The organism is Kitasatospora sp. NPDC087861, from assembly GCF_044742585.1.
Classification (GTDB): Bacteria; Actinomycetota; Actinomycetes; order Streptomycetales; family Streptomycetaceae; genus Kitasatospora.
Window position 1 is genome coordinate 19,970 of record NZ_JBIUUS010000009.1, and the last position, 26,305, is coordinate 46,274.

General features: G+C 73.0%; 23 protein-coding genes. 14 read left to right on the plus strand and 9 right to left on the minus strand.

The features are described from left to right. The first annotated feature begins 32 nt into the window (after nucleotides 1–32). Genes ACIOJE_RS15005 through ACIOJE_RS15025 form a run of 5 tightly spaced genes read left to right on the plus strand, consistent with a single transcriptional unit; the run spans nucleotide 33 to nucleotide 5,712 of the window. Nucleotides 33–1,784, plus strand: a complete 1,752-nt coding sequence (locus tag ACIOJE_RS15005) for an ABC transporter substrate-binding protein (protein WP_280681757.1) — start codon at nucleotides 33–35, stop codon at nucleotides 1,782–1,784. Between the two features lie 13 nt (nucleotides 1,785–1,797). Beyond that, nucleotides 1,798–2,757 carry an ABC transporter permease gene (locus ACIOJE_RS15010; RefSeq protein WP_280681755.1) on the plus strand — a complete coding sequence of 320 codons (960 nt, stop codon included), beginning with the start codon at nucleotides 1,798–1,800 and terminating at the stop codon, nucleotides 2,755–2,757. Next, entirely contained in the window at nucleotides 2,754–3,740 is a 987-nt protein-coding gene (locus ACIOJE_RS15015; RefSeq protein ID WP_280681753.1) for an ABC transporter permease, read from the plus strand. The genes ACIOJE_RS15010 and ACIOJE_RS15015 overlap by 4 nt, the downstream gene beginning before the upstream one ends. Continuing rightward, nucleotides 3,740–4,738, plus strand: a complete 999-nt coding sequence (locus ACIOJE_RS15020; protein WP_400776461.1) for an ABC transporter ATP-binding protein — start codon at nucleotides 3,740–3,742, stop codon at nucleotides 4,736–4,738. The genes ACIOJE_RS15015 and ACIOJE_RS15020 overlap by 1 nt, the downstream gene beginning before the upstream one ends. After that, nucleotides 4,735–5,712 (plus strand): ABC transporter ATP-binding protein, encoded by a 978-nt coding sequence (locus tag ACIOJE_RS15025; protein WP_280681749.1) that lies wholly within the window; start codon nucleotides 4,735–4,737, stop codon nucleotides 5,710–5,712. Before ACIOJE_RS15020 ends, ACIOJE_RS15025 begins: the two co-directional genes overlap by 4 nt. A gap of 203 nt (nucleotides 5,713–5,915) precedes the next feature. Here ACIOJE_RS15025 and soxR read toward each other — a convergent pair whose 3' ends face one another. After that, nucleotides 5,916–6,416, minus strand: coding sequence for a redox-sensitive transcriptional activator SoxR (soxR, locus tag ACIOJE_RS15030; protein ID WP_280681747.1), 501 nt, complete (start codon nucleotides 6,414–6,416; stop codon nucleotides 5,916–5,918). Between the two features lie 83 nt (nucleotides 6,417–6,499). Between soxR and ACIOJE_RS15035 the strand changes: the two genes are divergently transcribed. Then, nucleotides 6,500–6,679, plus strand: coding sequence for a hypothetical protein (locus ACIOJE_RS15035; RefSeq protein ID WP_400776464.1), 180 nt, complete (start codon nucleotides 6,500–6,502; stop codon nucleotides 6,677–6,679). 75 nt (nucleotides 6,680–6,754) lie between these two features. Here the strand turns inward: ACIOJE_RS15035 and ACIOJE_RS15040 are convergent, their stop codons facing one another. Then, nucleotides 6,755–9,127: an immune inhibitor A domain-containing protein gene (locus ACIOJE_RS15040; RefSeq protein WP_400776467.1), complete on the minus strand. Its 2,373-nt coding sequence runs from the start codon at nucleotides 9,125–9,127 to the stop codon at nucleotides 6,755–6,757. A 148-nt stretch (nucleotides 9,128–9,275) separates the two neighbouring features. Further along, nucleotides 9,276–11,342, minus strand: coding sequence for a prolyl oligopeptidase family serine peptidase (locus tag ACIOJE_RS15045; RefSeq protein ID WP_400776469.1), 2,067 nt, complete (start codon nucleotides 11,340–11,342; stop codon nucleotides 9,276–9,278). Between the two features lie 83 nt (nucleotides 11,343–11,425). Here ACIOJE_RS15045 and ACIOJE_RS15050 point away from each other — a divergent pair, with 83 nt between their 5' ends. Further along, nucleotides 11,426–12,598 carry an aminotransferase class V-fold PLP-dependent enzyme gene (locus ACIOJE_RS15050; RefSeq protein WP_280681735.1) on the plus strand — a complete coding sequence of 391 codons (1,173 nt, stop codon included), beginning with the start codon at nucleotides 11,426–11,428 and terminating at the stop codon, nucleotides 12,596–12,598. Nucleotides 12,599–12,672: 74 nt separating this feature from the next. On the opposite strand, the gene ACIOJE_RS15055 is transcribed toward ACIOJE_RS15050, so the two are convergent. Together ACIOJE_RS15055 and ACIOJE_RS15060 are read right to left on the minus strand one after the other, a co-directional pair. Then, a complete protein-coding gene (locus ACIOJE_RS15055; RefSeq protein WP_280681733.1) occupies nucleotides 12,673–13,005 on the minus strand; it encodes a metalloregulator ArsR/SmtB family transcription factor in 333 nt (110 codons plus the stop codon). 28 nt (nucleotides 13,006–13,033) lie between these two features. After that, on the minus strand, nucleotides 13,034–13,408 hold the full coding sequence (locus ACIOJE_RS15060; protein WP_280681732.1) for a hypothetical protein: 375 nt from the start codon (nucleotides 13,406–13,408) through the stop codon (nucleotides 13,034–13,036). A gap of 266 nt (nucleotides 13,409–13,674) precedes the next feature. On the opposite strand from ACIOJE_RS15060, the gene ACIOJE_RS15065 reads away from it, so the two are divergent. Further along, entirely contained in the window at nucleotides 13,675–16,530 is a 2,856-nt protein-coding gene (locus ACIOJE_RS15065; RefSeq protein ID WP_400776741.1) for a DEAD/DEAH box helicase, read from the plus strand. A 278-nt stretch (nucleotides 16,531–16,808) separates the two neighbouring features. On the opposite strand, the gene ACIOJE_RS15070 is transcribed toward ACIOJE_RS15065, so the two are convergent. The 3 genes from ACIOJE_RS15070 to ACIOJE_RS15080 all read right to left on the minus strand — a co-directional run bounded on the left by ACIOJE_RS15070 (nucleotide 16,809) and on the right by ACIOJE_RS15080 (nucleotide 19,724). Continuing rightward, nucleotides 16,809–17,297, minus strand: a complete 489-nt coding sequence (locus tag ACIOJE_RS15070; RefSeq protein ID WP_400776472.1) for an SAM-dependent methyltransferase — start codon at nucleotides 17,295–17,297, stop codon at nucleotides 16,809–16,811. A 365-nt stretch (nucleotides 17,298–17,662) separates the two neighbouring features. After that, on the minus strand, nucleotides 17,663–18,565 hold the full coding sequence (locus tag ACIOJE_RS15075) for a 5'-3' exonuclease H3TH domain-containing protein (RefSeq protein WP_400776744.1): 903 nt from the start codon (nucleotides 18,563–18,565) through the stop codon (nucleotides 17,663–17,665). A gap of 58 nt (nucleotides 18,566–18,623) precedes the next feature. Beyond that, the gene (locus tag ACIOJE_RS15080) at nucleotides 18,624–19,724 is read right to left on the minus strand and encodes a cation diffusion facilitator family transporter (RefSeq protein WP_400776475.1); all 1,101 of its coding nucleotides are present in this window, start codon (nucleotides 19,722–19,724) and stop codon (nucleotides 18,624–18,626) included. A 324-nt stretch (nucleotides 19,725–20,048) separates the two neighbouring features. Between ACIOJE_RS15080 and ACIOJE_RS15085 the strand changes: the two genes are divergently transcribed. The 6 genes from ACIOJE_RS15085 to ACIOJE_RS15110 are packed head-to-tail and all read left to right on the plus strand — an operon-like array spanning nucleotide 20,049 to nucleotide 25,302. Continuing rightward, a complete protein-coding gene (locus ACIOJE_RS15085; protein WP_400776477.1) occupies nucleotides 20,049–20,666 on the plus strand; it encodes an acyl-ACP desaturase in 618 nt (205 codons plus the stop codon). Between the two features lie 37 nt (nucleotides 20,667–20,703). Then, a complete protein-coding gene (locus ACIOJE_RS15090; RefSeq protein WP_400776480.1) occupies nucleotides 20,704–21,609 on the plus strand; it encodes a class I SAM-dependent methyltransferase in 906 nt (301 codons plus the stop codon). A 9-nt stretch (nucleotides 21,610–21,618) separates the two neighbouring features. Next, the gene (locus ACIOJE_RS15095; protein WP_400776482.1) at nucleotides 21,619–23,064 is read left to right on the plus strand and encodes an MFS transporter; all 1,446 of its coding nucleotides are present in this window, start codon (nucleotides 21,619–21,621) and stop codon (nucleotides 23,062–23,064) included. Nucleotides 23,065–23,077: 13 nt separating this feature from the next. Then, entirely contained in the window at nucleotides 23,078–23,320 is a 243-nt protein-coding gene (locus ACIOJE_RS15100) for an acyl carrier protein (RefSeq protein ID WP_400776485.1), read from the plus strand. After that, the gene (locus ACIOJE_RS15105; RefSeq protein ID WP_400776487.1) at nucleotides 23,317–24,540 is read left to right on the plus strand and encodes a beta-ketoacyl-[acyl-carrier-protein] synthase family protein; all 1,224 of its coding nucleotides are present in this window, start codon (nucleotides 23,317–23,319) and stop codon (nucleotides 24,538–24,540) included. Before ACIOJE_RS15100 ends, ACIOJE_RS15105 begins: the two co-directional genes overlap by 4 nt. Nucleotides 24,541–24,555: 15 nt before the next feature. After that, complete coding sequence (locus ACIOJE_RS15110; RefSeq protein ID WP_400776490.1) at nucleotides 24,556–25,302, plus strand: SGNH/GDSL hydrolase family protein; 747 nt, start codon at nucleotides 24,556–24,558, stop codon at nucleotides 25,300–25,302. Nucleotides 25,303–25,412: 110 nt separating this feature from the next. Here the strand turns inward: ACIOJE_RS15110 and ACIOJE_RS15115 are convergent, their stop codons facing one another. Continuing rightward, nucleotides 25,413–26,162 carry a gamma-glutamyl-gamma-aminobutyrate hydrolase family protein gene (locus tag ACIOJE_RS15115; RefSeq protein WP_280681718.1) on the minus strand — a complete coding sequence of 250 codons (750 nt, stop codon included), beginning with the start codon at nucleotides 26,160–26,162 and terminating at the stop codon, nucleotides 25,413–25,415. Between the last annotated feature and the right edge of the window lie 143 nt (nucleotides 26,163–26,305).

Here is a 26,305-nt window from a genome sequence, read left to right on the forward strand (position 1 = left end):
TTCACGGCAGGCCCCCCACAGCGGAGTTGCACATGACCAGGCGCACCCACGCCGCCCTCGCGGCGGCCCTCGCGGCGACCCTCACCCTCGGCCTCGGGGCCTGCAAGAACGACAAGAGCGACAGTGGCGGCGACGCCGCGCCCTCCAGCACCAAGGGCCCGGGTGCGGAGTCCGGGTCGATCGTCGGCGGCACCCCGGTCAAGGGCGGCACCCTCACCGTCCTGTCCAACCAGGACTTCGCCCACCTCGACCCGGCCCGCAACTGGACCATGCCGAACATGGACTTCGGCATCCGGCTGCTCTACCGCACCCTGGTCACCTTCAAAGCCGAGCCGGGCGCCGCCGGCAGCGAGCTCGTCCCCGACCTCGCCACCGACCTCGGCCGCCCCTCCGACGGCGGGAAGACCTGGTCGTTCACCCTCAAGGACGGCGTCAAGTACGAGGACGGGACGCCGATCAAGGCCGCCGACGTCAAGTACAACGTCGAGCGCTCCTTCGCCCCGGACCTCACCGGCGGCCCCGACTACGCCCAGCAGTACCTGGCCGACGGCGAGAACTACAAGGGCCCGCTGAACGGCGAGCACCTGTCCAGCATCGAGACCCCGGACGACAAGACCATCGTCTTCCACCTGAAGCGCCCGGTCGCCGAGTTCTCCTACACCACGACGCTGTCGACCTTCGCCCCGGTGCCGCAGTCCCAGGACAAGGGCACCCAGTACGACCTGCGCCCGTTCTCCTCCGGCCCGTACAAGATCGAGACCTACGACCGCGGCAAGCAGCTGACGCTGGTCCGCAACGACAAGTGGGACCAGTCCACCGACCCGGTCCGCAAGGCCTACCCGGACAAGATCGTGGTCGTCGAGGGCCTCAAGGGCGGACAGGTCGACGACCGGATCATCGCCAGCGAGGGCGCGGACGCCTCCGCGATCGAGTGGATGAACCTGCGCCCGGAGTCGATCTCCAAGGTGCTGCCCAAGCCGGACGTGAAGTCCCGGCTGATCGCCGAGCAGCAGGGTTGTACCGACATGCTCTACCCCAACACCTCCAAGGCGCCGTTCGACGACCCGAAGGTGCGCGAGGCGCTGATGTACGCCGTGGACCGGGACGCCCAGGTCACCGCGTACGGCGGCCCGGCGATGGCCGACGTGGCCACCTCCTACCTGCCGCCCGCGCTGACCGGCGGCACCAAGCAGGACACCCTGAAGATCGCCCCGACCGGCGACCCGGAGAAGGCCAAGCAGCTGCTCAAGGACGCCGGCAAGACCGACCTCAAGGTCTCGCTGACCACCTCCTCCGGTGACAAGACCCGGGCCGAGGCGCTCCAGCAGTCGCTGTCCAAGGTCGGCATCCAGGTCACCATCACCACCGCCGACCCGTCCGTCTACTACGACACCATCGGCGACACCAAGAACGCCCCCGACCTCGCCATCGTCGGCTGGTGTCCGGACTACCCGTCGGGCGCCACCTTCCTGCCCATGGTCTTCGACGGCCGCACCATCAAGGAGAAGGGCAACCAGGGCAACGTCGAGCAGTTCCGCGACCAGGCCACCTCGGACCGGATCGACCAGATCAACGCGATGAGCGACGTCACCGAGGCCAACAAGGCCTGGATGCAGCTCAGCGACGACCTGCTGAAGAAGGCGCCCACCGTGCCGATGCTGTGGCAGCGCCGCCCGCTGCTGGCCGGCACCAACGTGGCCGGCGCCTTCGGCCACCCGGTCTGGACCGGCCAGTGGGACTTCGCCACCATCGGTCTCAAGGACCCCTCGAAGAGCAAGGGCTGAGGGACCGTCCGCGATGAGTACAACCACTGAGCCCGCCGCCGCGCCGGTCGCGGTGGCGGGCCCCGCGAAAGCCGCCGGCCGTGGGCCGTGGCGGCTGGTCTGGGACCAGTTGTGGGCCAAGGGATCGGCCCGCTTCGGCCTGATCACGGTCGCCCTCATGGTCCTGCTGACCGCCCTGGCCGGACCGCTGAGCGCGCTCGGCGGCTGGACGCCCGACGAGTTCGACAAACGCGCGATCGACCCCTACCTCGGCGGCCTGCCGATCGGTGACTTCGGCGGGATCGGCACCCGGCACTGGCTGGGCGTCGAACCCGCGACCGGGCGCGACCTGTTCGCCCGGGTCCTGCACGGCGGCCAGACCTCGCTGCTGATCGCGTTCACCGCCACCGCGGTGGTCGTGGTCGTCGGCACCCTGACCGGCATCGTCGCCGGCTACTTCGGCGGCCGCACCGACGCCGTGCTCTCCCGGGTGATGGACCTCACCATGTCCTTCCCGTCCCTGATCTTCATGATCTCGATGATGTCGGTGGCCAAGGACGTCAACCGGATCGTGCTGATGACCCTGGTGATCGGCCTGTTCGGCTGGCCCGGCATCGCCCGCGTGGTCCGCGGCCAGACCCTCTCGCTCAAGCACCGCGAGTACGTCGACGCGGCCAAGGTCGGCGGCGCCCGTTCCTGGCGGATCCTCACCCGGGAGATCCTGCCGAACGTCTCCGGCCCGATCATCGCCTACACCACGCTGCTCATCCCCGGCATGATCGCCACCGAGGCCGCGCTCAGCTACCTCGGCGTGGGCGTGCGCCCGCCGACCCCGTCCTGGGGCCAGATGATCGCCGAGAGCATCGTCCACTACGAGACCGACCCGACGTACTTCCTGATCCCGACGGTCTTCCTGTTCCTCGCGGTGCTCGCCTTCACCCTGCTCGGCGACGCGCTGCGCGACATCCTCGACCCCCGGGGAGGCCGGTCGTGATCCTCTACCTCGGCCGTCGACTGCTCGCCGCGGCCGGCATCCTGCTGGCCGTCTGCGCGATCACCTTCACCATCTTCTACCTGCTGCCCTCCGACCCGGCGGTGGCCGCCTGCGGCAAGACCTGCAGCCCCGAACGGGTCGCCGAGGTCAAGATCGCGATGGGCCTGGACAAGCCGGTCTGGGAGCAGTTCGCCACCTACCTCACCGGCATCTTCGCCGGGCGCGACTACGGCAGCGGCGCCAGCGCCACCCACTGCGGCTTCCCCTGCCTCGGCTACTCCTACGAGTACTCGCTGCCGGTCTGGGACCTGCTCACCGACCGCCTGCCGGTCTCCGTCTCGCTCGCCGTCGGCGCGGCCGTGCTCTGGCTGGTCCTCGGCCTGGGTGCCGGTGTCACCTCGGCGCTGCGCAAGGGCAGCCTCACCGACAAGACGCTGATGGTGGCCTCGGTCGGCGCCGCGTCGCTTCCGGTCTACTTCACCTCGATCATGCTGATCTGGGGCGTCGTCAGAACGGCTGGCCTGCTGCCGTACCCGTCGTACCACCAGTTCACCGACAACCCGGTCGAGTGGGCCTCCAACCTGCTGCTGCCGTGGATCGCGCTGGCCCTGCTGTACGCGGCCATGTACGCCCGGCAGAGCCGCAACTCGATGATCGAGGCGATGGCCGAGCCGTACATCCGCACCGCCCGGGCCAAGGGCCTGCCGCCCGCCACCGTCGCCGTCAAGCACGGGCTGCGCGCCGGGATGACGCCGATCCTCACGATCTTCGGCATGGACCTCGGCGGCCTGCTGGCCGGCGCCGTCATCACCGAGTCCATCTTCGGCCTGCCCGGCGTCGGACGGCTGTTCTACGACGCGCTGGTCCGCTCCGACCAGCCCGTCATCCTCGGCGTCACCCTGCTCGCGGCCTCCTTCATCGTCGCCGCGAACCTGCTGGTCGACCTGCTCTACGCGTACGTCGACCCGAGAGTGAGGTATTGATGACTCTGTTGGAGGTCGACGACCTCAGGGTCTCCTTCGACACGCCCCGCGGCGTCGTCCGGGCGGTGGACGGCATCTCCTTCGCCGTCGAGGCCGGGCGCACGCTCGGCCTGGTCGGCGAGTCCGGCAGCGGCAAGTCGGTCACCTCGCTCGCCGTGATGGGCCTGCACCGCGGTGCCGCCGTCACCGGCTCGATCCGGCTCAACGGGCAGGAGCTCAACGGGCTCGGCGAGCGGGCGCTGGGCACCGTCCGGGGCCGCCGGATCGCGATGATCTTCCAGGACCCGCTGTCCAGCCTGCACCCCTTCTACACCGTCGGGGAGCAGATCGCCGAGCACTACCGGGTGCACTTCAAGGCCAACCGCAGGGCCGGCCGCGAGCGGGCGATCGAGATGCTGGCCGAGGTCGGCATCCCGGAGCCGGCCCGCCGGGTCGACGAGTACCCGCACCAGTTCTCCGGCGGCATGCGCCAGCGCGTCATGATCGCCATGGCGCTCGCCTGCGAGCCCGAACTGCTGATCGCCGACGAGCCCACCACGGCCCTCGACGTCACCGTCCAGGCGCAGATCCTCGACCTGATCGCCCGCATCCAGCAGGAGCGCGGCCTCGGAGTCTTCATGATCACCCACGACCTCGGCGTGGTCGCCCGGGTCGCCCACGAGGTGCTGGTCATGTACGGCGGCCGGGCCGCCGAACAGGCCCCGGTGGACCGGTTGTTCGCCACCCCCGCGCACCCGTACACCCGCGGCCTGCTGGACTCGCTGCCGCGCCTGGACGACACCGACGACGCCCCGCTGCGGGCCATCCCCGGCAGTCCGCCGTCGCTGATCGCCCCCGCCCCCGGCTGTGCCTTCGCCCCGCGCTGCGCCCGCACCGTCGCCGCCACCGCCGAGGAACACGCCCGCTGCCTGGCCGAACGCCCCGTGCTCGGCCCGCTCGCCCCCGGCCACCAGGCCGCCTGCCATCTGCCGCTGGTGCCGGAAGGAGCCCGGGCATGACCGAGACCCTGCTGTCCGTACGGGACCTGGTGAAGACCTTCCCCGGTCGGCGCGGGCGCACCGGCCGGCCCGGCGCCCCGATCCGCGCCGTCGACGGCGTCAGCTTCGACGTCGGCACGGGCGAGACGCTCGGCCTGGTCGGCGAGTCCGGCTGCGGCAAGTCCACCACCGGGCGGATGATCGTCCGGCTGCTCGACCCGACCTCGGGGACCGTCACCTTCGGCGGCACCGAGATCGGCGGGCTCTCCCAGGCCCAGCTGCGGCCGCATCGCAAGCACCTGCAGATGGTCTTCCAGGACCCGTACTCCTCGCTCAACCCCCGGCAGACGGTGGCCCGGATCATCTCCGAGCCGCTGCTGGTCCAGGGGTCGAGCGCGGCCGACGCGCGCAAGCGGGCCGGCGAGCTGATGGAACTGGTCGGGCTGATCCCCGAGCACATCGACCGCTACCCGCACGAGTTCTCCGGCGGCCAGGCGCAGCGCATCGGCATCGCCCGTTCGCTCGCGACCTCGCCGAAGCTGGTCATCGCCGACGAGCCGGTCTCCGCGCTCGACGTGTCGATCCAGGCGCAGGTGGTCAACCTGATGGAGCGGCTCCAGCAGGAGCTGGGCCTGGCGTACGTGTTCATCGCGCACGACCTCTCGGTGGTCAAGCGGGTCTGCGACCGGGTGGCGGTGATGTACCTCGGGCGGATCGTCGAGATCGGCGACAAGAGCGAGGTGTACGGCAACCCGGCGCACCCGTACACCAGGGCGCTGCTGTCCGCCGTGCCGCTGCCGGACCCGGCGGCGGAGCGCGCGCGGGAGCGGATCGTGCTGCTCGGGGACCCGCCGAGCCCGGCGAACCCGCCGTCCGGGTGCAGCTTCCACCCGCGCTGCCCGAAGGCGCAGGAGGTCTGCCGGACGGAACGCCCGCTGCTGCAGATCACCGGGGCGGGCAGCCGGCAGGCGGCCTGCCACTTCCCGGAGGCCTGAGCCTCTCCCGGGCCTGAGCCCTTGGGGAGTCTGCGGCTCCCCGAGGTCCGAGGCCACCACCAGAGCCGCCGTACCGCCCAGCTGCCCCCACGCCGGGCGGTACGGCATCCAACCGGCGAGGGACGCACCCCCTCGCCGCACACGCCCGGTCGGACGTGGCGGGGAACCTCACGAGGGCCGCGTCCGACCGGGTTCCGCCGTTGCTACGCCCCGGCCGCCCCGCCGGCCCCGCCCGCCGCACTGGCCTCGCCCGCCGTACCCGGCAGCAGCCGGCGCGGGCCCGGCCCCTCGGCGGCCAGTTCGTCCCCGGGGTTGAGCACCCGGCAGCGGCGCAGCGACACGCAGCCGCAGCCGATGCAGCCGGTCAGCTCCGCCTCCAGGCGCTCCAGCTCGGCCCGCCGGGCGCGCAGCTGCTCGGCCCACCGCCGCGAGATGCGGTCCCAGTCGTGCTTGCCCGGCATCCGGTCCTCGGGGAGCCCGGTGAACACCTCGGCCACCTCGGAGAGCGGGATGCCGAGCCGCTTGGCGACCAGGATCAGCGAGATCCGGCGCAGCACGTGCCGTCGGTAGCGGCGCTGGTTGCCCGTCGTCCGCTCGGAGGAGATCAGGCCCTGGTCCTCGTAGAAGCGCACCGCCGAGGTGGCGATCCCGGCCCGCCGGGCCACCTCGCCGACGCTCAGCAGGTCGACCGGTGCGGTGTCCATGACGGCTCCTCGACTTCAAGTCCTGTTGAAGATCAAGCGTACCGGACGGGACCGGATCATTCTCCTTACGAAGCGCTACTGCCATGGCGCAGCAGGACAGTTACCCGCCGGAGTCGGGGTCGAAGGAGCCCGCCGGCGGTTGGCGTGAACTGTTCTCCGGGCGTTACCTCGCCGCGGCGTCGATCCTGACCTCCGGCATCGCCGCGGCCACCCTGCTGGGGGTGGCCACGGCCGTGCTCACCGCCCGCCGCCGCGGGCGGTGAGCTCAGGCCGGTGACTCCGAGCGGCCCCGGGTCCCTTTTCGTCGGGGGCCCGGGGCCTTCGTGCGCGGGTACGGCTCAGGAGGCCGGGCCCACCCGGACGGTGGTGATCCGCCCGCCCTGGGACTCCCGGACGACCTCGATCCTGGTGTTGGTGTCCGGCACCTTCACCGTGAGCTGCGGGGTGGCCGGGTCGCCGTACACACCGGTGTGGTCGTTGAAGACCGGGACGGCCGGCTCGGACGGGATCCGCACCGCGACGCCGCCCTTGTGCAGGGTGAACGGTGTGGTCGGCTTGAGCGAGAACGGCGCGTCGTAGGTCTGCGCCCGCGCGTTGACCAGGGTGCCGTCGGTGAAGCGGATCGGCGCCGGGTGGGCGTCGATCGGCAGGATCAGCCCGCCGCCGGGGTGGTCCTTGGTGTTGTTGTCGCCGTACGCGGTGTCCCACAGCCAGAGCAGGACGCCCTCCTGGTAGGGGTAGTTGTCGACGACGTTGGCCTTGCCGGTGACGCCGCCGTACCCGAAGTTGTACGGGCCGGTCTTCAGGAACGCGCCGTAGCCGGTGTAGCGGCGGTTCTCGGCGAGGTAGGCGCGCGGGTGCTGCTTGACGGCGGTGCGGCCGGTGATGACGGTGAACCCGTTGGCGGTCCAGCCGTTGGCGCCGTTCTCGGCGCCGTCGGCGAACAGCTCGGTGCCGCCGGCGGTGATCTTCACGGCGTCGACCAGCACGCCCCGGCCGTGGGTGTTGTTGTCCGAGGTGGCGTGGAAACGCAGCCGGACCTGCTGGCCGAGGTAGCCGTCCAGCGGGATGTGCAGCTTCCGGTAGGTGCCGGAACTGCCACTGAGGCCGGGAGTGTTGGCGTTGGTGTTGCCGATCGGCGCGCCGTCGACGGTGCCGCCGAGGGCGGTCCAGTGCTTGCCCTGGTCGGTGGAGGCCTCGACGGTGAGGAAGTCGTAGTCCTGCTCGGTGTCGTACCAGGCCGCGGCGTCCAGGGCGGCCGGGCCGGTGGCGGTGCGCAGGTCGACGTCCCGGCTGAGGGAGTTGTCGAGGTTGTCGCCGGTGTCGCTCCACCACTGTTTGCCGCCCTCGTACGGGTCGGCGAGGTCGGTGCTGGTGGTGCCGTCCGGCAGGTGGACCAGGACGGCCTGGGCCTGATCGGTGTTGTAGCTGCTCACCCCGAGGGCGTGGCTGGAGCGGGTGGCGGCCTGCGCCTCGTCGTAGTTGAGCCAGCCGAACTGGAGCTTGCTCCAGGCGTCGAGGTCGCCGGGGTAGCCGCCGGTGGTGTTCGGGCCCTTGCCCAGGTACGAGCCGGAGGACATCAGCGACCAGAAGTTGACGCTGTTGTCGCCGCCGTTGGTGCTGTACAGGTCGGGCAGGCCGAGGTTGTGGCCGTACTCGTGGGCGAACAGGCCGACGCCGCTGTTCTCGCCCGCCTGGACGTAGTCGTAGACGTAGAGGCCGGTGTCGCCGACCGGCGCGCCGCCGATCTTGTTGCCCTCCGGGCCGGTCTGGCCGGTCGCGTCGGGGAAGGTCCAACTGCGGTGCGCCCACAGCGCGTCGGCGCCCTGGGCGCCGCCGCCCCAGGTCTCGTCGACGCCCGCGTGCACCACGATGACGTTGTCGAGGTAGCCGTCGGGCTGGTCGAACTCGCCGGTCTTGGTGTGGTCGTAGCGGTCCTGGACGTCGTACTGGGCGAGCTGCGCCCTGATGTCGGCGACGCTGCGGCCCTTGGCGATCTCGCCGTCGTACCAGGCCTTGACGGCGTCCCGGATGAACTCCTGCCCCTGGGTCCAGGCGCCGGAGCCCTGCGGGCCCTTGTTGCTACCGTAGCGGGCCTCGTTGTACGGGACGGTGACCCAGTCGCTGACGGTGCCCTGGACGTCGTAGCGGCCGGAGGACTGGGTGCGGTAGTAGTTGCGCATCGACACGGCGCCGGGCGTGTCGTCGAAGAACATCTTCTGGTAGTGGTCGCGGCTGAAGTCCGAGGCCCACAGCGTGTGGTTGTCGTCCTTGCCCGGCTTGGGGATCTGGTTGTGGCGCGGGCCGGGGGTGCCGCCGTAGCGGGGCTGGCCGCCGTACTGGGTGGTGTTGTCGACCTCGTCGCCGAACTGGGCGAGGATCACGAAGACCTTGTCCGTGCGCTGGTGCGCCAGCTGGACGTAGTCGTTGCCGACCTTCACCTTGGCGGGGGCCCGCTTGTCGGCGGTCTTGGCGACCGTGCCCTTGTTGAGCTGTTCCAGGGCCTTGGTGCGGAGTGCCTGGCGCTCGCGCTCCTGGGGGGCGAGCGGCGCGGGCGGGGCTTCGGCGCCGCCGGCTTCGGCGCCCTGTTCGGCGGCGGCGGCGATCGTGGCGGGGGCGGGCGGTGCGGCCTGGGCGGGGGTGCCCAGCAGGGTGGCCGCTATCGCGCTCGTGGTGAGCGCGGCCGCGAGTACCGCGGACAGTCTGCGCAACTGACCGGTCCTTTCCGGGGGAGGGGAGTAATCGTCCGGTGAAGCGCAGGTAATATTTCACATGTCACGGGTCACGTGGAAGAGCTGGCGGCAGTGGAAAGGGCGCCGCACCACCGGTGCGACGCCCCTGCCCGGAGGATCCGAAGGCTCAGCCCAAGGAGGCGCGCAGGAAGGCCAGTTCGGCCTGGGTGACCTGCTCGTTCACCCCGCCCGGGGTCATGTGGGTGACGCCCGGCAGCGGCAGCACGGCGTGCGGGCGGCCGGCCTTGGTGAGGGCCTCGGAGAGCAGCAGGGTGTGCGAGGGGTGGACGTTGTCGTCGGCCAGCCCGTGGATCAGCAGCAGCGGCCGGGTCAGCCCCGGCGCGTCGGTGACCAGGCAGTCGTCGGCGTAGCCCGCGGGGTTGTCCTGCGGCAGTCCGAGGTAGCGCTCGGTGTACGCGGTGTCGTAGTGCCGGAAGTCGGTGGGCGGGGCGCCCGCGCAGGCGGCGTGGAAGACATCCGGGCGGCGCAGCACGGCGAGCGCCGCGAAGTACCCGCCGTAGGACCAGCCGCGCACGCCGACCCGGCCGAGGTCGAGGTCGGGGTGTTCGTCGGAGAGCGCTCGCAGGGCGTTCACCTGGTCGTCCAGCGCCACCTGGGAGAAGCGGCGGAAGATCGCCCGGGTGAAGTCCGGCGAGACGAACGGGGTGCCGCGGTTGTCGGTGGTGACGACGGCGAAGCCCTGGTCGGCCCACCACTGGCGGAGCTGCCAGCGGCGCGGCTCGGCCGCCACGGCCTGGAAGCCGGGCCCGCCGTAGACGTCCAGCAGCACCGGCAGCCGGCGGCCGGCGGCGTGGTCGCGCGGGTACACCACCGCGGTGGGCAGGGCGAGTTCGGTGACCCGGGCGAGCTGCGGCCGGACCCGGTGGGGCAGGGCGGCGCTCAGGTCGGTGAGCGGCAGTTCGCGCCCGTCCAGCAGCAGGCGGCGGCGGATGCCGTCGGCGTCGGCGGTGGTGAGCAGCAGGGTGTCGGCGGCGGCGAGCGCGGAGTGCACGCCGGGGCCGGTGGTGACGGCCTCGGGCGCGCCGCCGTCCGGGTCGATCAGGTGGACGTACTGGTCGGCCGGGTCGCCCTGGCCGGTCTCGCAGAGCAGCCTGCCGCGCAGCCGTCCGACCACCCGGCGGATCTGCAGGCCGGTGGTGTCCAGCGGCTTGCCGTCCAGGGCGAGGCCGCGGGCCTGCGGGGTGTCGTGGACGGTGAGGAGCCGTCCGTCGGCCAGCCGGGCGGGGGTGCCGGGCAGGTCGTCGACCCAGAACTCGTCGGTGGTGCGGGAGAGTTCGCGGGTCTCGCCGGTGGTCGGGTCGGCGGTCAGCAGCAGCACGTGCTGCTGCAGCCGGTCGGCGACGGTGAGCAGCACCTCGTCGTCCGAGGCCCAGGCGGCGGCGCAGAGGTACGGGAACGCGGCGGTGTCCCAGCGCAGGCGGACCCGGCTGCGGTCGAGGCCGAGCACCCAGAGCTGGACGTCCGCGTTGGGGCCGCCGGCCAGCGGGTAGGCGAAGTCCTCGGCGGGCTCGCCGGGGTGGGCCGGGTCGGCGAAGTAGCGCCGGGGGAGGGCGGATTCGTCCACCCGGGCGGCCAGCAACGCGCCGCCGTCCGGGCGCCACCAGTGGCCGCGGGAGCGCCCGAGCTCCTCGGCGGCGGCGAACTCGGCGACGCCCCAGCGGGCGCCGTCGGCGGGCGAGAGCGGTTCGGGGTCGGGGGTGGCGTACAGGGCGTCGGCGGCGACGTAGGCGACGCGCTCGCCGGCGGCGTCCGGTCGGGGGTCGAACGCGGGGCCGGCGACGGGCAGTTCGGTGCCGGTTCCGGTCGCGGTGTCGATGCGGAACAGTCGGCCGTCGAGGGCGAGGACGGCGGTCGCGAGGTCGGCGGTGGCCGCGTACGTGCCGATGCCGGCGGCGACCAGGCGGGTGCGTTCGCGCAGGCGGCGCTCGACGGCGGGCAGGTCGTCGCGGTGGCCGGTGCGTCCGGGCGCGAGCACCGCCGGGTCGGCGACCAGCCGTTCCTCGCCGGTGGTGGCGTCGAGCAGGTGGAGGCGGTCGACCGGGTCCTCGGGGCCGGCCGAGCGGAGCAGCAGCAGCCGGGTACCGTCCTCGGCGAGGGTGAACGCGCGTGGCGCACCGAAGGTGAACCGGCCGGTACGGGCGCTGAGGGACAGGAAGGCGTCGGTGATGGTCACGGCCCGATCGTGGTCGCGGGGCGCGCCGCCCGACCAGTAGTCTGGCATGTGAAATGTCACACATCATTATCAGGGAGGATGCCGTGATCGAGGACCTGTGGACCGCCGAACCCCCTGCCCCGTTGCCCGCCGCCGACGGGCTGTTCAGCGTCTCGGCGGACGCGGCGCACCTGAACCACGGTTCGTTCGGCGCGGTGCCCGTCCCGGTGCAGCGGGTGCAGGAGCGGTTGCGGACCGAGCACGAGCTGGACCCGGACGACTTCTTCGCCGACCTGCCGGCCCGGGTCGGCGCGGCGCGCCGCCGGATCGCCGCCGACCTGGCCACCGATCCGGACCGGCTCGCCCTGGTCTCCAACGTCACCGAGGCGGCCGCGATAGCCCTGGACACCATCCCGTTCGCGCCCGGTGACCGGATCCTGGTCACCGACCACGGCTACGGCGCGGTCACCCAGGCGGTGGCCCGCAGGGCCGCCGAGACCGGCGCCGAACTGGTCGTCGCGGCGGTGCCCTTGGACGCTCCGGACGATCAGGCCGTCCGCGAGGCGGTGCTCGCCGCCGTCGACGAGCGCGTCACCGTCGCCGTGCTGGACCAGATCACCTCGCCCACCGCCCGCCTGGTCGCCGGCCCGGCCCTGCTCGCCGACCTGCGCGAACGCGGCGTGACCACCGTCGTGGACGGCGCCCACGCGCCCGGCATGCTGCCCGACCCGGTCGACCCGAACGCCGACTTCTGGTTCGGCAACCTGCACAAGTGGGCCTTCGCCCCGCGCGCCACCGGCGTGCTCTCCGTCGGCCCGCAGTGGACGGACCGGGTGCGCCCGCTCGCCCTCTCCTGGGAGCACGACCAGGGCTTCCCGGGCAACGTCGAGTGGCGCGGCACCTGCGACTACACGCCCTGGCTGGCCGCCCCGGCCGGGTTCGACCTGCTGCGCGAGCTCGGCGCGGAGGCGGTGGCCGCGCACAACGCCGGGCTCGCCCGGTACGGCCAGCGGGTGCTCGCCGAGCGGGCCGGTCTGGCGCCGCTGCCCGCGACGCCCGGGGTGTGGATGCGCTCCCTGCGGCTGCCGGCCGGGTGGGTCGAGGCGGAGCAGGACGTGCGGCCGCTGAAGGACGAGGTGCGGCGGCGCCTCGGCACCCGGATCGCGATCCGCCCGTGGGACGGCGGCGGGGTGCTGCGGATCAGCGCGCAGCTGTACAACCGGCCGCAGGAGTACGAGCGGCTGGCGGACGGGCTGGCCGCCCTGTTGAAGGGCTGACGGGTCTGGAGGGCTGGTGGGCTGGTGGGCTGGCCGCCTTGTTGAAGGGCTGGCGGGCCTGAACGGCTGGCGGATCACTCGGAGCCGGCCCGCAGCTCGGCGAGCAGCAGGTTCTGGTCGGCGAGCAGCCCGGTGAGGATCCGCCGGGCCGCTCGCAGCAGGTCGGCGACATCGCCGCCGGCCAGTGCGTACACCACCGTGCTGCCCTCCCGGGTGGCGGTGACGATGCCGGACCGGCGCAGCACCGCGAGCTGCTGGGAGAGGCTGGAGCGTTCGACCTCCAGCTCGGCGAGCAGGCCGCGGACGGGCGTCGGTCCGGCCTGGAGCAGTTCCAGCACCCGGATCCGGACGGGATGGCCGAGCATCCGGAAGAACTCGGCCTTGGCCTGGTAGAGCGCTACCGCCACGAGGCCCCCTTTCCTGGTGTCGGTCCGCTCAGACCTCCAGCGAGAGTTCGATCCGCCTGAGGTGGTGGCGGGCCATCGCCAGGTTGGAACGCCCGCGGTTGAGCGCCAGGAAGAGGAAGAGGCCGCGTCCGGTGGGCGTGGTGATCGGCCGGACCAGGTGGTACTGGTTGGTGAGACTGATCAGGATGTCCTCGATCTCGTTGTCGAGGAGGTTGAGCATCTCCATCGCCCGCATCTTGGCGCGGACCACGTCGGTGTTCCCGGCGGCGGCGAGGTTGAGATCCAGTTCGCCGCCGTCGCTGAGGCTGCCGAGCGCCATGCCGCTGCTGTAGTCGACCAGCGCGACGCCGATCGCGCCGTCGATCGACATGGCCTCTTTGAGGGACGTCTCCAGGTTCGCCATCGTCGGTGTCCTCCCGTGAGTTGGTGGCTGTGGCACCGAAGGTAGGGAAGCGACGCCGGGTTCCACCGGGGATGACCGGAGACGTCCGAAGCTGGTCGGACTCTGATCACTTGAAGATGTTTGCAACTATGGATGTGAGAGGGAAGCGATCCCGGAGTGATCCCGCAGCCGATCCCGCGCTGCGGAAAAACGGTGCTATCGATGTCAGTGCCGCCGGGTAACCTCTCGCTGAGATGCGAGATCACACCAACCACACCCGGACGGCGATGAACACCCCTGAGCCCCAGCCCCACGTCGACCAGGAGCTCAGCCCCGCCGAGGCGTACGCGGCCAGTCGCCGCCGGGCCAAGGAGCAGGCGACCGCCCTCCACGGCTTCCAGCAGCTGTACGACTTCCCGCTGGACGACTTCCAGCTGGAGGCCTGCGAGGCGCTGGAGGCCGGCTCCGGCGTCCTGGTCGCCGCGCCCACCGGCTCCGGGAAGACCATCGTCGGCGAGTTCGCCGTGCACCTGGCCCTCCTGGGCGGGCGCAAGTGCTTCTACACGACGCCGATCAAGGCACTGTCCAACCAGAAGTACGGCGACCTGGTCAAGCGCTACGGCGCCGCCAAGGTCGGCCTGCTCACCGGCGACAACACCGTCAACGGCGACGCCCCCGTGGTGGTCATGACCACCGAGGTGCTGCGCAACATGCTCTACGCGGGCTCCAGCACCCTCGACGGCCTCGGCTACGTCGTCATGGACGAGGTGCACTACCTCGCCGACCGCTTCCGCGGCGCCGTCTGGGAGGAGGTCATCATCCACCTCCCCGAGTCGGTCACCCTCGTCTCGCTCTCCGCGACCGTCTCCAACGCCGAGGAGTTCGGCGACTGGCTGGACACCGTGCGCGGCGGCACCCGGGTGATCGTCTCCGAGACCCGGCCCGTACCGCTGTGGCAGCACGTGATGGCCGGCAACCGGATGTACGACCTGTTCGCCAACCCCGACCGGGACGGCCGCCCCAAGGACGGCCCTCGCAACCCCGGCAAGGCCGTCAACCCCGAGCTGGTCCGGCTCGCCCGCTCCGAGCTCGACCGCAACCCGCGCGACCGGTTCGGCCGCGGCCGGGGCCGCAGCATGCCCAACGGCCGCCCGGGCAAGGTCTGGACGCCGGGCCGGGTGGACGTCATCGACCGGCTCGACGCCGAGGGCCTGCTGCCCGCGATCACCTTCATCTTCAGCCGGGCCGGCTGCGAGGCCGCCGTCCAGCAGTGCCTCAGCTCCGGCCTGCGGCTCAACAAGGACGCGGACCGCGCCCGGGTCCGGGCCATCGTCGAGGAGCGCTGCGCCGACATCCCCGACGAGGACCTGCACGTCCTCGGCTACTTCGAGTGGCTGGACGGGCTGGAGCGCGGCATCGCCGCCCACCACGCCGGGATGCTGCCGCGGTTCAAGGAGGTGGTCGAGGAGCTGTTCGTGAAGGGCCTGGTCAAGGCTGTCTTCGCGACCGAGACCCTGGCGCTCGGCATCAACATGCCCGCCCGCTCGGTGGTCATGGAGAAGCTGGTCAAGTGGAACGGCGAGACCCACGCCGACATCACCCCCGGCGAGTACACCCAGCTCACCGGCCGGGCCGGGCGCCGCGGCATCGACGTCGAGGGCCACGCCGTGGTGCTCTGGCAGCGCGGCCTCGACCCGGAGGCGCTGGCCGGCCTGGCCGGCACCCGCACCTACCCGCTCAAGTCCTCGTTCCGGCCCTCCTACAACATGGCCGTCAACCTGGTCTCCCAGTTCGGCCGGCACCGTTCGCGCGAACTGCTGGAGACCTCCTTCGCCCAGTTCCAGGCCGACCGCTCGGTGGTCGGCATCGCCCGCCAGGTCCAGCGCAACGAGGAGGGGCTGGAGGGTTACCGCGAGTCGATGACCTGCCACCTCGGCGACTTCGACGAGTACATGGAGCTGCGCCGCCGGCTCAAGGACCGGGAGAACGAACTCGCCCGCGAGGGCAGCAGCCAGCGCCGCGCCGCCGCCATCGAGTCCATCGAGCAGCTCAAGCCGGGCGACGTGATCCACGTGCCCACCGGCAAGTTCGCCGGCCTCGCCCTGGTCCTCGACCCGGGCCTGCCGCCGGTCAGCCGCAACGGCCGGGTCGGCGCCCGCCACCCCGACTTCCAGGACGGGCCGCGCCCGGTGGTGCTCACCGCCGAGCGGCAGGTCAAGCGGCTCGCCATGATCGACTTCCCGTACCCGGTCGCCGCCGTCGATCGGCTGCGCATCCCGAAGTCCTTCAACCCGCGCAGCCCGCAGTCCCGTCGGGACCTCGCCTCCGCGCTGCGCACCAAGGCCGGCCACCTGGAGCCCGAGCGGTTCCGCCGGGGCCGGGCGGCCGCCGCCGACGACCCGGAGATCACCCGGCTGCGCACCGAACTGCGCCAGCACCCCTGCCACGGCTGCGACGAGCGCGAGGACCACGCCCGCTGGGCCGAGCGCTACCACCGCCTGCACCGCGACACCGAGCTGCTGGAACGCCGGATGCGCTCGCGCACCCACACCATCGCCCGCACCTTCGACCGGGTCTGCGGGCTGCTCACCGACCTCGGCTACCTGAGCGGCGACACTGTCACCGATGACGGCAAGCGGCTCGGCCGGCTCTACGGCGAACTCGACCTGCTCGCCTCCGAATGCATCCGCGAGGGCGTCTGGAGCGGCCTGGACTCCGCTGAACTCGCCGCCTGCGCCTCGGCGTTGGTCTTCGAGGCGCGCCAGTCGGACGACGCCACCGCCCCCCGGGTGCCGGAGGGCGCGGCCAAGGAGGCGCTGGGCCAGATGGTCCGGATCTGGGGCCACCTGGACGCCCTGGAGGAGCAGCACCGGATCAACACCGCCGAGGGCGTCGGCCAGCGCGAGCCCGACCTGGGCTTCGCCTGGGCCGCCCACCGCTGGGCGCTCGGCCACAGCCTGGACCAGGTGCTGCGCGACGCCGACATGCCGGCCGGCGACTTCGTCCGCTGGACCAAGCAGCTGATCGACGTCCTCGGCCAGATCCAGGACGCGGCCGGCGAGGACGCCGAGCTGCGCCGGACGGCCCGCAAGGCCGTCGACGGGCTGCGCCGCGGCATCATCGCGTACTCCTCGGTGGGCTGACACCGCACCCCGCAGGGGCCCGCACGTTCGACATCGAACGTGCGGGCCCCTGTCGTGCCCGGCGACTTTCTAGTGATGAAGGTGGGGGGAAGCCCCCACCCCCCACCCCGGCCTTTCCCGCCGCCGCTTCCAAGCTCTGAGGCCCGCGTTGATAGGGACGTAAGGAAGTGGAAGGCCCGCGCCCCAGGGAACTGGGGCGCGGGCCGAAGGATGGGATGAAGACGCTTCTGCCCCTGCCATCGGCAGGGGCAGAAGCAAGGCGATCCCAGGCGAGATGTTCAGTGAGCAGGGTCCACCGGGGCGAAGTAGTCACGGAGCATCCCCGTCGTCCACGCGGGTTGGCGCACCTCTCCGCGTGGTCCGAACTCCTGGAACCAGGGCTTCACTTCGATGACTGGCGTGCCGTCGATGGCGTCCAGGTCCTCGACGTGCAGGTCCAGTCCATCGACCTTGACGAGTCGGCAGCGGGAGGACCCGAGCCAGTTGATGCGGCGCATGTTCCGGTGGCCGAACACGCCGACCTCGGGCCAGTCCGGGTTGTCCCGGGGACGGCGCGCGCCGAGGTTCAGGTCGGCCGGGTCGGTCTTGTGGAACCGGAAGATCACGTCGAGATGGGAGAACTCCTCCAGCCCCTTCGTCGCGTCGAGCGGAAACCTGTCGCCGTCGAGCCGGATGATGGCACGCGTCCCTCCCCAGTAGTCGTCGGTCGGTTCCGTACGGCCTCCCACAACATGCCCGAGCGCTTCCACGTTGAAGACCTCACCCACGGCTTCCCCTCCTGTGAACGGACCGCGCCAGGACGGCGGGTCAGATGGTGGCTGCCAGATAGTCGGCGGCGCGCCCTTCGTCGCGGGCCCGGGCAAAAGTTGGCGCGTGTCGATCTACAGCGAGACGAACGGCATCAACTTCCGCTCCGCCAAGATAGCCCCGGACATCTCCTTCCGGCGGGCGGTGCGAACCGTGGCGAGGGCGTTTGACATCAGCGAGGTTCACCTCCCCGGAGGGGAACCCACCCTCCACGCCGAGGTGTCCGCGCTGGTCGCGGTGCTCACCGGAACAGGGGCTGAGCGTCGGAATGACCAGCAACGGGGTGTCCCGTCTCGAACGTGCGGGCCCCTTCGCGGGTGCGGGGTCAGCGGGCGGCCAGGGACTCCAGGAGGCGTTCCAGGGAGGTGCCGAGGCCCCAGCGGGCGGAGAGCTCCTCCAGGGTCATCGGGTCCAGCGGCTCGCGGGGGAGGGCCGGGTCGACCTCGGGCAGCGGGGCGTCGGCGGCGACCCGGACCACCGTCGGGGCGACGTCGAGGTAGGCCGCGCCCTCGACGATGTTGCGCCGGCGGGCCGGAGTCAGCCGGGAGCCGACGTCCAGTGCGGCCGCCCGGATGCCCGCGAGGTCCCCGTACTCGTCGATCAGCTGGGCGGCGGTCTTCTCGCCGATGCCCTTGACCCCGGGCAGGCCGTCGCTCGGGTCCCCGCGCAGGGCGGCCATGTCGGCGTACTGGGCGCCGCGCACGCCGTACTTCTCCAGCAGCAGCGCGTCGTCGGTGACCTGGAGGTTGCCCATTCCCTTGACCGGGTAGAGCACGGTGATCCCGCGGGCGTCGTCGACCAGTTGGAACAGGTCGCGGTCGCCGGTGACGATCTGCACCGGCCCCTTCGAGCGGGCGGTGAGGGTGCCGATCACGTCGTCCGCCTCGTAGCCGGGGGAGCCGATCCGGGCGATGCCGAGCGCGTCCAGCACCTGCTCGATCACCGGGACCTGCGGGGCCAGCGTGTCCGGCACCTCCTCCTCGCCGTCCTCGGCGGCCTCGGCGACCCGGTGGGTCTTGTACGAGGGGATGAGGTCCACCCGCCACTGCGGGCGCCAGTCGGCGTCCATGCAGGCGACGAGCTGGTCGGGGCGGTGGTCGTGGACCAGCCGGGCGATGAAGTCCAGCAGGCCGCGGACGGCGTTGACCGGTTCACCCTGCGGGGAGCGCAGGGTGTCCGGCACGCCGTAGTAGGCCCGGAAGTACAGGCTGGCGGAGTCGAGGAGCATCAGTCGCGGTGCGGTCACGGGTCAGATCATGCCGTACGGGGGCGACAGCCGGCGGTCTTCAGTGCTCGTGCGGGCCGGCGCGGTGCACCGGGCCGTGCGCGTCGGCGCAGTGCTCGGCCGGCTGCTCGCCCGGGGCGGCGATCTGCAGCAGCGCGCCCGCCGCGTCCTCGCCGACGTGGTCGACCTGGAGCGTGCTGTGCGTGATGCCGTACTCGTCGCCCAGTCGGCGCTGCAGCTCGCGCCGGACGGCGTGGCAATCGCCGCCGGGGGTGACCAGGATGTGCGCGGACAGCGCCGGCTGGCCGGAGGTGATCTCCCAGATGTGCAGGTCGTGGATCTCCTCCACCAGCGGCTGGGCGACCATCCGGTCGGCCACCGCGTCCGGGTCGATCCCGGCCGGAGCGGCCTCCAGGAAGATCCGCCCGGAGTCGCGGACCAGGCCGATGCCGGCCTTGAGCATCAGCGCGACCACGATCAGCGAGGCGATCGCGTCGGCCCGGGCGAAGCCGGTGGTCAGCATGACCGCGCCGGCGACGGCGGTGGCGATGAATGCGTACAGGTCGGTCAGCACGTGCTGGAAGGCACCCTCGACGTTCAGCGAACTGCGGTTGGCCTTCGACATGCACCAGGCAGCGGCCAGGTTGACCACGATCCCGATCAGTGCGGTGACCAGCACCAGCGAGCCGGCGACCTCCGGCGGCTCGAACAGCCGGGTGATCGCCTCGTAGCCGAGCCAGGCGGACAGCACCAGCAGGGTGACGCCGTTGGCCTGCGCGGACAGGATCTCGGCGCGCTTGAGGCCGTAGGTGTAGCCGCCGCGGGCCGGGCGGGCGGCGAGGCGCATCGCGACCAGCGCGAGGACGATCGAGGCGGCGTCGGTGAGCATGTGCGCCGCGTCGGAGATCAGGGCCAGGGACTTCGCGGCGAAGCCGACCACGACCTCGCCGGCCATGAAGACGACGATGAGGGCGAGGGCGCTGAGCAGCCAACGGCGGTCGGCGTCGGCGGCGACGCCGTGCGAGTGGCCGCCGTGGCCTCCGTGGCCGTGACCGCCGTGCGAGTGCCCGCCGTGCCCGTGGCCGCGGCCTTTCGGGCCGTGGTCGTGCGCGTGCTGGTCGTCATGCGCATGATCATCGAGGGAATGCTCGTGCCCGGCCATCGAAGTCCTCTCTGGACGCACAGGTGGGAGGGGCGGGGTCGCGATCGCCCCGCATCCGAAGTGAACCTCAGATCGGACAAAGATCCAAAGGCTGTACTGGTGACCGTTGTCGTTGCCGTTCGGATGCCCTGCGCCGAACGGGTGGAGCGGCCCGCGGGGCGGCCTCCCGACTGCTCAACGCGGCCGCCCTCGGCGGGTTACCCGGGGGCTGCGGCGGCCGGATTGCCGGTGGCATAGACCCTGGTCGGAGCCGGATGACGGCGTCACTCGAACGGGTGAGGTGAGTTTGCGCGGCGACGCGGGATTCGACGACGATCATGGCCCGTGAAGATCGCTACCGCGGACACCGTCCGCCGGCTCGTCGAACTCGAGGCAACAGCCGAAGAGCTGATGAACCGTCATCTCACGGCGGCGCGCGAGTGGTTCCCGCACCAGTACGTCCCGTGGAGCCTCGGCCGGGACTTCGACGGCCCGCTCGACGGCGAGCCCTGGCATCCCGGGCAGTCCGCGCTCGGCCCCGCCCTGCGCTCCGCCCTGGTCGTCAACCTGCTGACCGAGGACAACCTGCCCGCCTACCACTGGATCATCGGCGCGCAGACCTCCCGGGACGGCGCCTGGGGGTCCTGGCTGCACCAGTGGACCGCCGAGGAGGACCGGCACGCCTCCGCCCTGCGCGGATACCTGCACGCCACCCGCGCCGTCGACCCGGTCGTCCTCGCGGTGGCCGGGGACTACGACCCGCGGGTGCACCACGACGAGGTGCTCGTCCCGTTGCTGCGGGCCCTCCGGGTCCACGACCTGGCCGGGCTCGGCCCCGCCGGGGAGCAGGCCCGCGACCGGATCGCCTCGCACGTCGAGCAGCTGGACGCCCGGGCCGCCCGCTTCGTCGAACGCCGCGCCCGGACCCTCGCCGTCCGGGCCCGCCGCGCCGGATCCGCCTGAGCCCCGCCCCTTCGCCGCCCAAGCGAACAGGAACCGCATGACCATCACCACCGCCGGCAGCAGCGCCGCCGACATCGAGTTCCACTACGACCTCGGCAACGACTTCTACGCCCTCTGGCTCGACGAGACGCTCGCCTACACCGCCGCCCGGTGGGACGGCATCGCCCGCGACGAGCCGGACGCCACCGCGCTGCCCCGCGCCCAGCGCGCCAAGCTCGACCACCACCTGGACCTGGTCGGCGCCCGCCCCGGCGACGGCCTGCGGTTGCTGGACGTCGGCTGCGGCTGGGGCGCGATGCTGGAGCACGCGAGCCGCGACGACCGGGTCGCCGAGGTCGTCGGCCTGACCATCTCCCGCGCCCAGTACGAGTTCCTCACCGCCCGCGCCCTGCCCGGCGTCGAACCCCGGCTGGAGAGCTGGGAGGACCACACCCCCGAGCGCGCCTACGACGCCGTCGTCTCGATGGGCGCCTTCGAGCACTTCGCCACCGCCGGGATGACCAGGGCCGAGCGGCTCGACGGTTACGCCCGCTACTTCGAGGCCTGCCACCGCTGGCTGCGCCCCGGCGGCCGGATGTCGCTGCAGACCATCGCCTACGACGGCGCCGCCGACGGCTCCGGCCCGGTCGGCGAGTTCGTCGGCAGCGACATCTTCCCGGGCGGCCGGCTGCCCCGGCTGAGCGAGATCGCCGCCGCCTGCGACCCGTACTTCTCGGTGGTCGCGCTCACCGCCTCGGCCGAGGACTACGCCCGCACCCTGGCCTCCTGGTCGGCGCGGCTGCTGCGGGCCCGCGAGGAGGCCGAGCGGCTGGTCGGCCCCGAGGGCTACCGGCGCTACCGGCGCTACCTGCGGGCCAGCGAGGTGACCTTCCTGCGCGGCGCGGCCACGCTGTACCGGATCGGCTTCCGGCGGCGTGCCGAACCGCTCCGGCTGTCGGTCTGAGGCCCGGGCGTGCACCCCTCGGACACGGCGCTCCCGCCGCACCGGGCCTGGGCGGCCGTCACGGTGGTCTGCGCCGCGCTGTTCCTGCTCGGTCTGGACTTCACCGTCCTCAACGTGGCGATCCCCCGCCTGCGCACCGACCTCGGCCCCACCCTCGCCGAGACCCAGTGGATCGTCGACGGCTACGCCCTCGCGCTCGGCGGCTGCGTGCTGGCCGCCGGCGCGCTCGGCGACCGGTACGGCCGGCGGAAGGCCTTCCTCGTGGGCCTGGCGCTCTGCGCGGCCGCCTCGGCGGCCGGCACGCTCGGCACCGGTGCCGCCCAGCTGGTCGCCGCCCGCTGCGGGATGGGCCTCGGCGCGGCCCTGTTCATGCCCGCGACCCTCTCCACCGTCGTGTACGTGCTGCCCGAACCGGCCGCCCGGAAGCGGGCGATCGGGATCTGGGCGGCGGTGGCCGGGGTCGGCGCGGTGTTCGGCCCGGTCGCCGGCGGCCTGCTGGTCGAACGGTACGGCTGGCAGTCGGCGTTCTGGCTGAACGTCCCGGTCATCGCGGTGATCGCCGCGGCGGCGGTCGTCCTGCTGCCCGAGTCCCGCGACCCCGATGCCCGCCCGCTGGACGGGCCCGGCGCGCTGCTGTCCTGCACCGGGCTGCTCGCGCTGGTCTGGGGCGTGATCGAGGCCCCGGGCCGCGGCTGGACCAGCCCCGGGGTGCTGGCCGCCGGCACGCTCGCCGTCCTGCTGCTGGCCGCCTTCGTCCGGCGTCAACTCCGCTGCGCGGCACCGATGGTGCCCGTCCGGCTGCTGAGCGGCGGACCGGTCTGGCCGGCCACTGCCGCGCTCGCCCTGATGTCCTTCGCGATGTTCGGCGCGATGTTCCTGCTCACCCTCTACCTCCAGCAGATCCGCGGCCTGACCGCCTGGCAGGCCGGGTTGCGGATGATCCCGCTCTCGCTCGGCCTCGCCGTCGGCGCGGTCCTCGGGCCGCTGCTGGCACGGCGGTCGGGCGCGCGGATGCCGTGCGCCGGGGGGCTGCTGCTGATCGCCGCCGGGTTCGTCCAATTCGGTGGGCTGGAAGCCGGATCGGGGGACGTCCCGGTGCTGCTCTTCGAGGCCCTCGCCGGGCTCGGCGCCGGGCTGCTCGCGCCGGTCGCCACCGAACTGGTGATGGGCGCCGTCCCGGCCGCCGCGGCCGGCGTCGGCTCCGCGCTCAACGACGCCACCCGACAGGTCGGTTCGACCCTCGGAGTCGCGGTGCTCGGTTCCGTCCTCGCCACCTCGCTCACCGACACCGCGCCCGGCGACCAGATCGCCTTCACCGAAGGCCTCACCGCGGCGGCCGTCGTGGGCGGCGCCGTCGCCCTGGTCGCCGCCGTCCTCGCCTGGTTCCGGCTGCCCGGGCGCCGGCCGCGGCCCGTCCTCGTGCCCGACCGCGACCTCTCAACCACCTCGAACTGAAAGGCAGTTCGCCATGTCCACCGCCTACGAAACGATCCGCGCCAGCCTCGTCGACGAGTTCGACGTCGACCCCGCCGTGGTCACCCCCGACGCCACCCTCGCCTCGCTGGCGCTCGACAGCCTCGCCCTGGTCGAGCTCTCCCTGGTGGTGGAGGAGCGGCTCGGCGTCACCGTCGCCGACGTCACCCCGGACCGCACCCTCGGTGAACTCGCCGCCCACGCGGACGCCACCCTGGCCGCCGGCGCCGTCAGTTGAGCGCCAGCGCGGTGGCCGTCACCGGGCTCGGGCTGGTCACGCCCGCCGGCACCGGGGCGGCCGCCGTCTGGGAGCGCTTCCTCGGCGCCGAGCCCACCGCCGGGCCCGACCCCGAACTCGCCGGCCTGAACGTCGACTTCTCCTGCCAGGTGGCCGACTTCGACCCGCCCGCGCTCCTCGGCGGGCGGCTCGCCCGCCGCCTCGACCGCTTCACCCAACTCGCCCTGGTCGCCGCCCGGCAGGCCGTCGCCGACGCCGTGCTCGACCCGGCCGCCTGGGACGGTACCCGGGTCGGCGTGGTCCTCGGCGTCAGCGCCAACAGCGTGCAGACCTACGCGGTCGAGTACGCCCGGCTGGAGCAGGGCCGGGCCGACCGGGTCTCCCCGCTGATGCTGCCGCGCAGCATCCCCAACATGGCGGCCGGCGAGGTCGGCCTCGACCTGGGCATCCGCGGCCCCGGCCTGGTGGTCAGCACCGCCTGCGCCTCCGGCACCACCGCGCTCGCCCTCGGCGCCGACCTGATCCGGGCCGGCACCTGCGACCTCGTCCTCGCCGGCGGCACCGACAGCCCCCGCACCCCGATGACGGCCGTCGCCTTCGACCGGCTCGGCGCGCTCTCCCGCCGACGGCACGACCCGGCCGGCGCCTCCCGCCCCTTCGACGCCGACCGGGACGGCTTCGTCCTCGGCGAGGGCGCCGGCGTCCTCGTCCTCGAACGCGCCGAACACGCCCGCGCCCGCGGCGCGCGCCCCCGCGCCTACCTGGCCGGACACGGCGCCGCCGGCGACGCCCACCACTTCACCGCCCCGCACCCCGGCGGCGACGGCCTCGCCCGCGCCGTCCGCGCGGCCCTCGCGGACGCCGGGCTCGCCCCGTACGAGATCGGGCACGTCAACGCGCACGGCACCGGCACCGCGCTCAACGACCCCGCCGAGGCGGCCGCCCTGCGGCAGGTCTTCCACCGGCCGCCGCCGGTCACCGCCAACAAGAGCGTCATCGGCCACACCATGGGCGCGGCCGGCGCGATCGAGGCCGCCGTCACCGTCCTCACCCTCCAGCACCGGCTCATCCCGCCCACCGCCAACCTCGACCGGCTCGACGACGCGATCGACCTCGACGTGGTCGCCAAGGCGCCGCGCCCGCTCGCCGTCCCGGCCGCCCTGTCCGTCTCCAGCGGCTTCGGCGGGCAGAACGCCGCCCTCGTCCTCACCGCCGCCTGATCCCGGAGCACCGTCATGCGCCGCCCCGCCACCCGGCTCGCCCGGCTCGCCCGGCTGTACACCCACCTGCTGGCCCACCGCCCGCCCGCCGACTGGTCCGTCCCGGTCGCCGACGGGCGGTACGGGCCGGCCGAACCCGCCTCCGAAGACCGGCCGCTCACCCTGCTGATGCTCGGCGACTCGCTCGCCCAGAGCTTCGGCGCCCACCGGCCCGAGCAGACCCTCGGCGCCCGGCTCGCCCAGGGACTCGCCGAGGGCACCGGCCGCCCGGTGGACCTCCGGGTCCTGGCCCGGGTCGGCGCCACCACCGCCGCGGTCGGCCGCCAGGTGTCGCGCGCCGCCCGGCTGCGGCCCGGCATCGCGGTCCTGATCGTCGGTGGCAACGACGTCCTGCTGCCGAGCCCGCTCGGCCGCGCCGCCCGCCGCTTCGCCCACCTCGCCCGGAACCTGCGCGACGCCGGCTGGCAGCTGGTCGTGGTGCCCTGCCCCGACCCCGGTCACGCCCCCGGCTTCCGCGTCCACGCCCGCTGGATCGGCCACCACCGCTCCCGCCGCCTCGCCCGCCGCCACACCCGCACCGCCGACCGGGTCGGCGCCCACCTGGCCGCCACCTCGGGCCCCGAGTTCCGCGACCAGGCGGCCCACCTCCTCGGCCCCGACGGCGTCCACCCCTCGCCCCACGGCTATGCCACCCACGCCGCCCGGATGCTGCCCACCCTGCTCGCCGCCGCCCACCTCCCCGAACCGGCCGCGCACGTCTGACCCCGGAACACCGGGGCCCGCGAACGCGGAGGCTCCCGCGCTCCGGACGGAGCGCGGGAGCCTCCCGGGCCGAAACCCGACTCCCCGGCGGCCGGTCGGCGGCGCCCCGGCTACCCCGGCAGCACCGCGTCCACGTCCACCTGCACCGCGTCCAACTGCGCCGCGGTGGCCGCCCGGACGAGGGCCCGCATGACCCGCAGGTCGTCCCCCTGCTCCGGGTGCCACTGCACGCCCAGGGTGAACCCCGGACCCTCGACCGCCTCCACCGTCCCGTCCGGCGCATGGGCGCCGACCCGCAGGCCCGTCCCGACCCGGTCGACGGCCTGGTGGTGGAAGGTCGGCACCTCCACCTCGCTCTCCGGCAGCAGTCCGCCGAGCAGCGTCCCCGGTACGGGACGCACCAGGTGCGTCCCGTACCCGCCGTCGGTACCGCCGTGGACGTCCACCGGCAGGACGTCCGGGAGGTGTTGGACGAGCGTCCCCCCGCAGACGACGTTGAGCACCTGCATGCCCCGGCAGATCCCCAGCAGCGGCATCCCGGCCGCCAGGGCCGCCCGGAGCAGGGCCGCCTCCCACTGGTCCCGCTCCGGGGAGTCGACCTCGGTGCGGGGGTGGGCGGACTGCCCGTAGTAGGCGGGGTCGATGTCCGGCCCGCCGGCGATGACGAGGGCGTCGAGCCGGGCGAGCACCTCGGGTGCGCGTTCGGGGGCGTCGGGCGGCAGGAGTACCGCGATCCCGCCGGAGTCCTGGACGTACGCGGTGTACCGCTCGGGCAACAGGGCCACCCGGCGGCCCCGCCAGTTGCTCCAACTCGCGTCGACCACGTAGGTGCTGACGCCGATGAAAGGCCTGCGATCCATGGCGCGCATTCTCCTCCCGTACCGCCTGATCCCTCGTCAATCGCGCACATCGGCGCGCCACACCCGCCCGCCCTCTTCCGCGCCGTCCGCCGCAGGCCGTACGGTTCGCTGTGACCGCTTGATCTCGAAGAGTGATCGAGGAG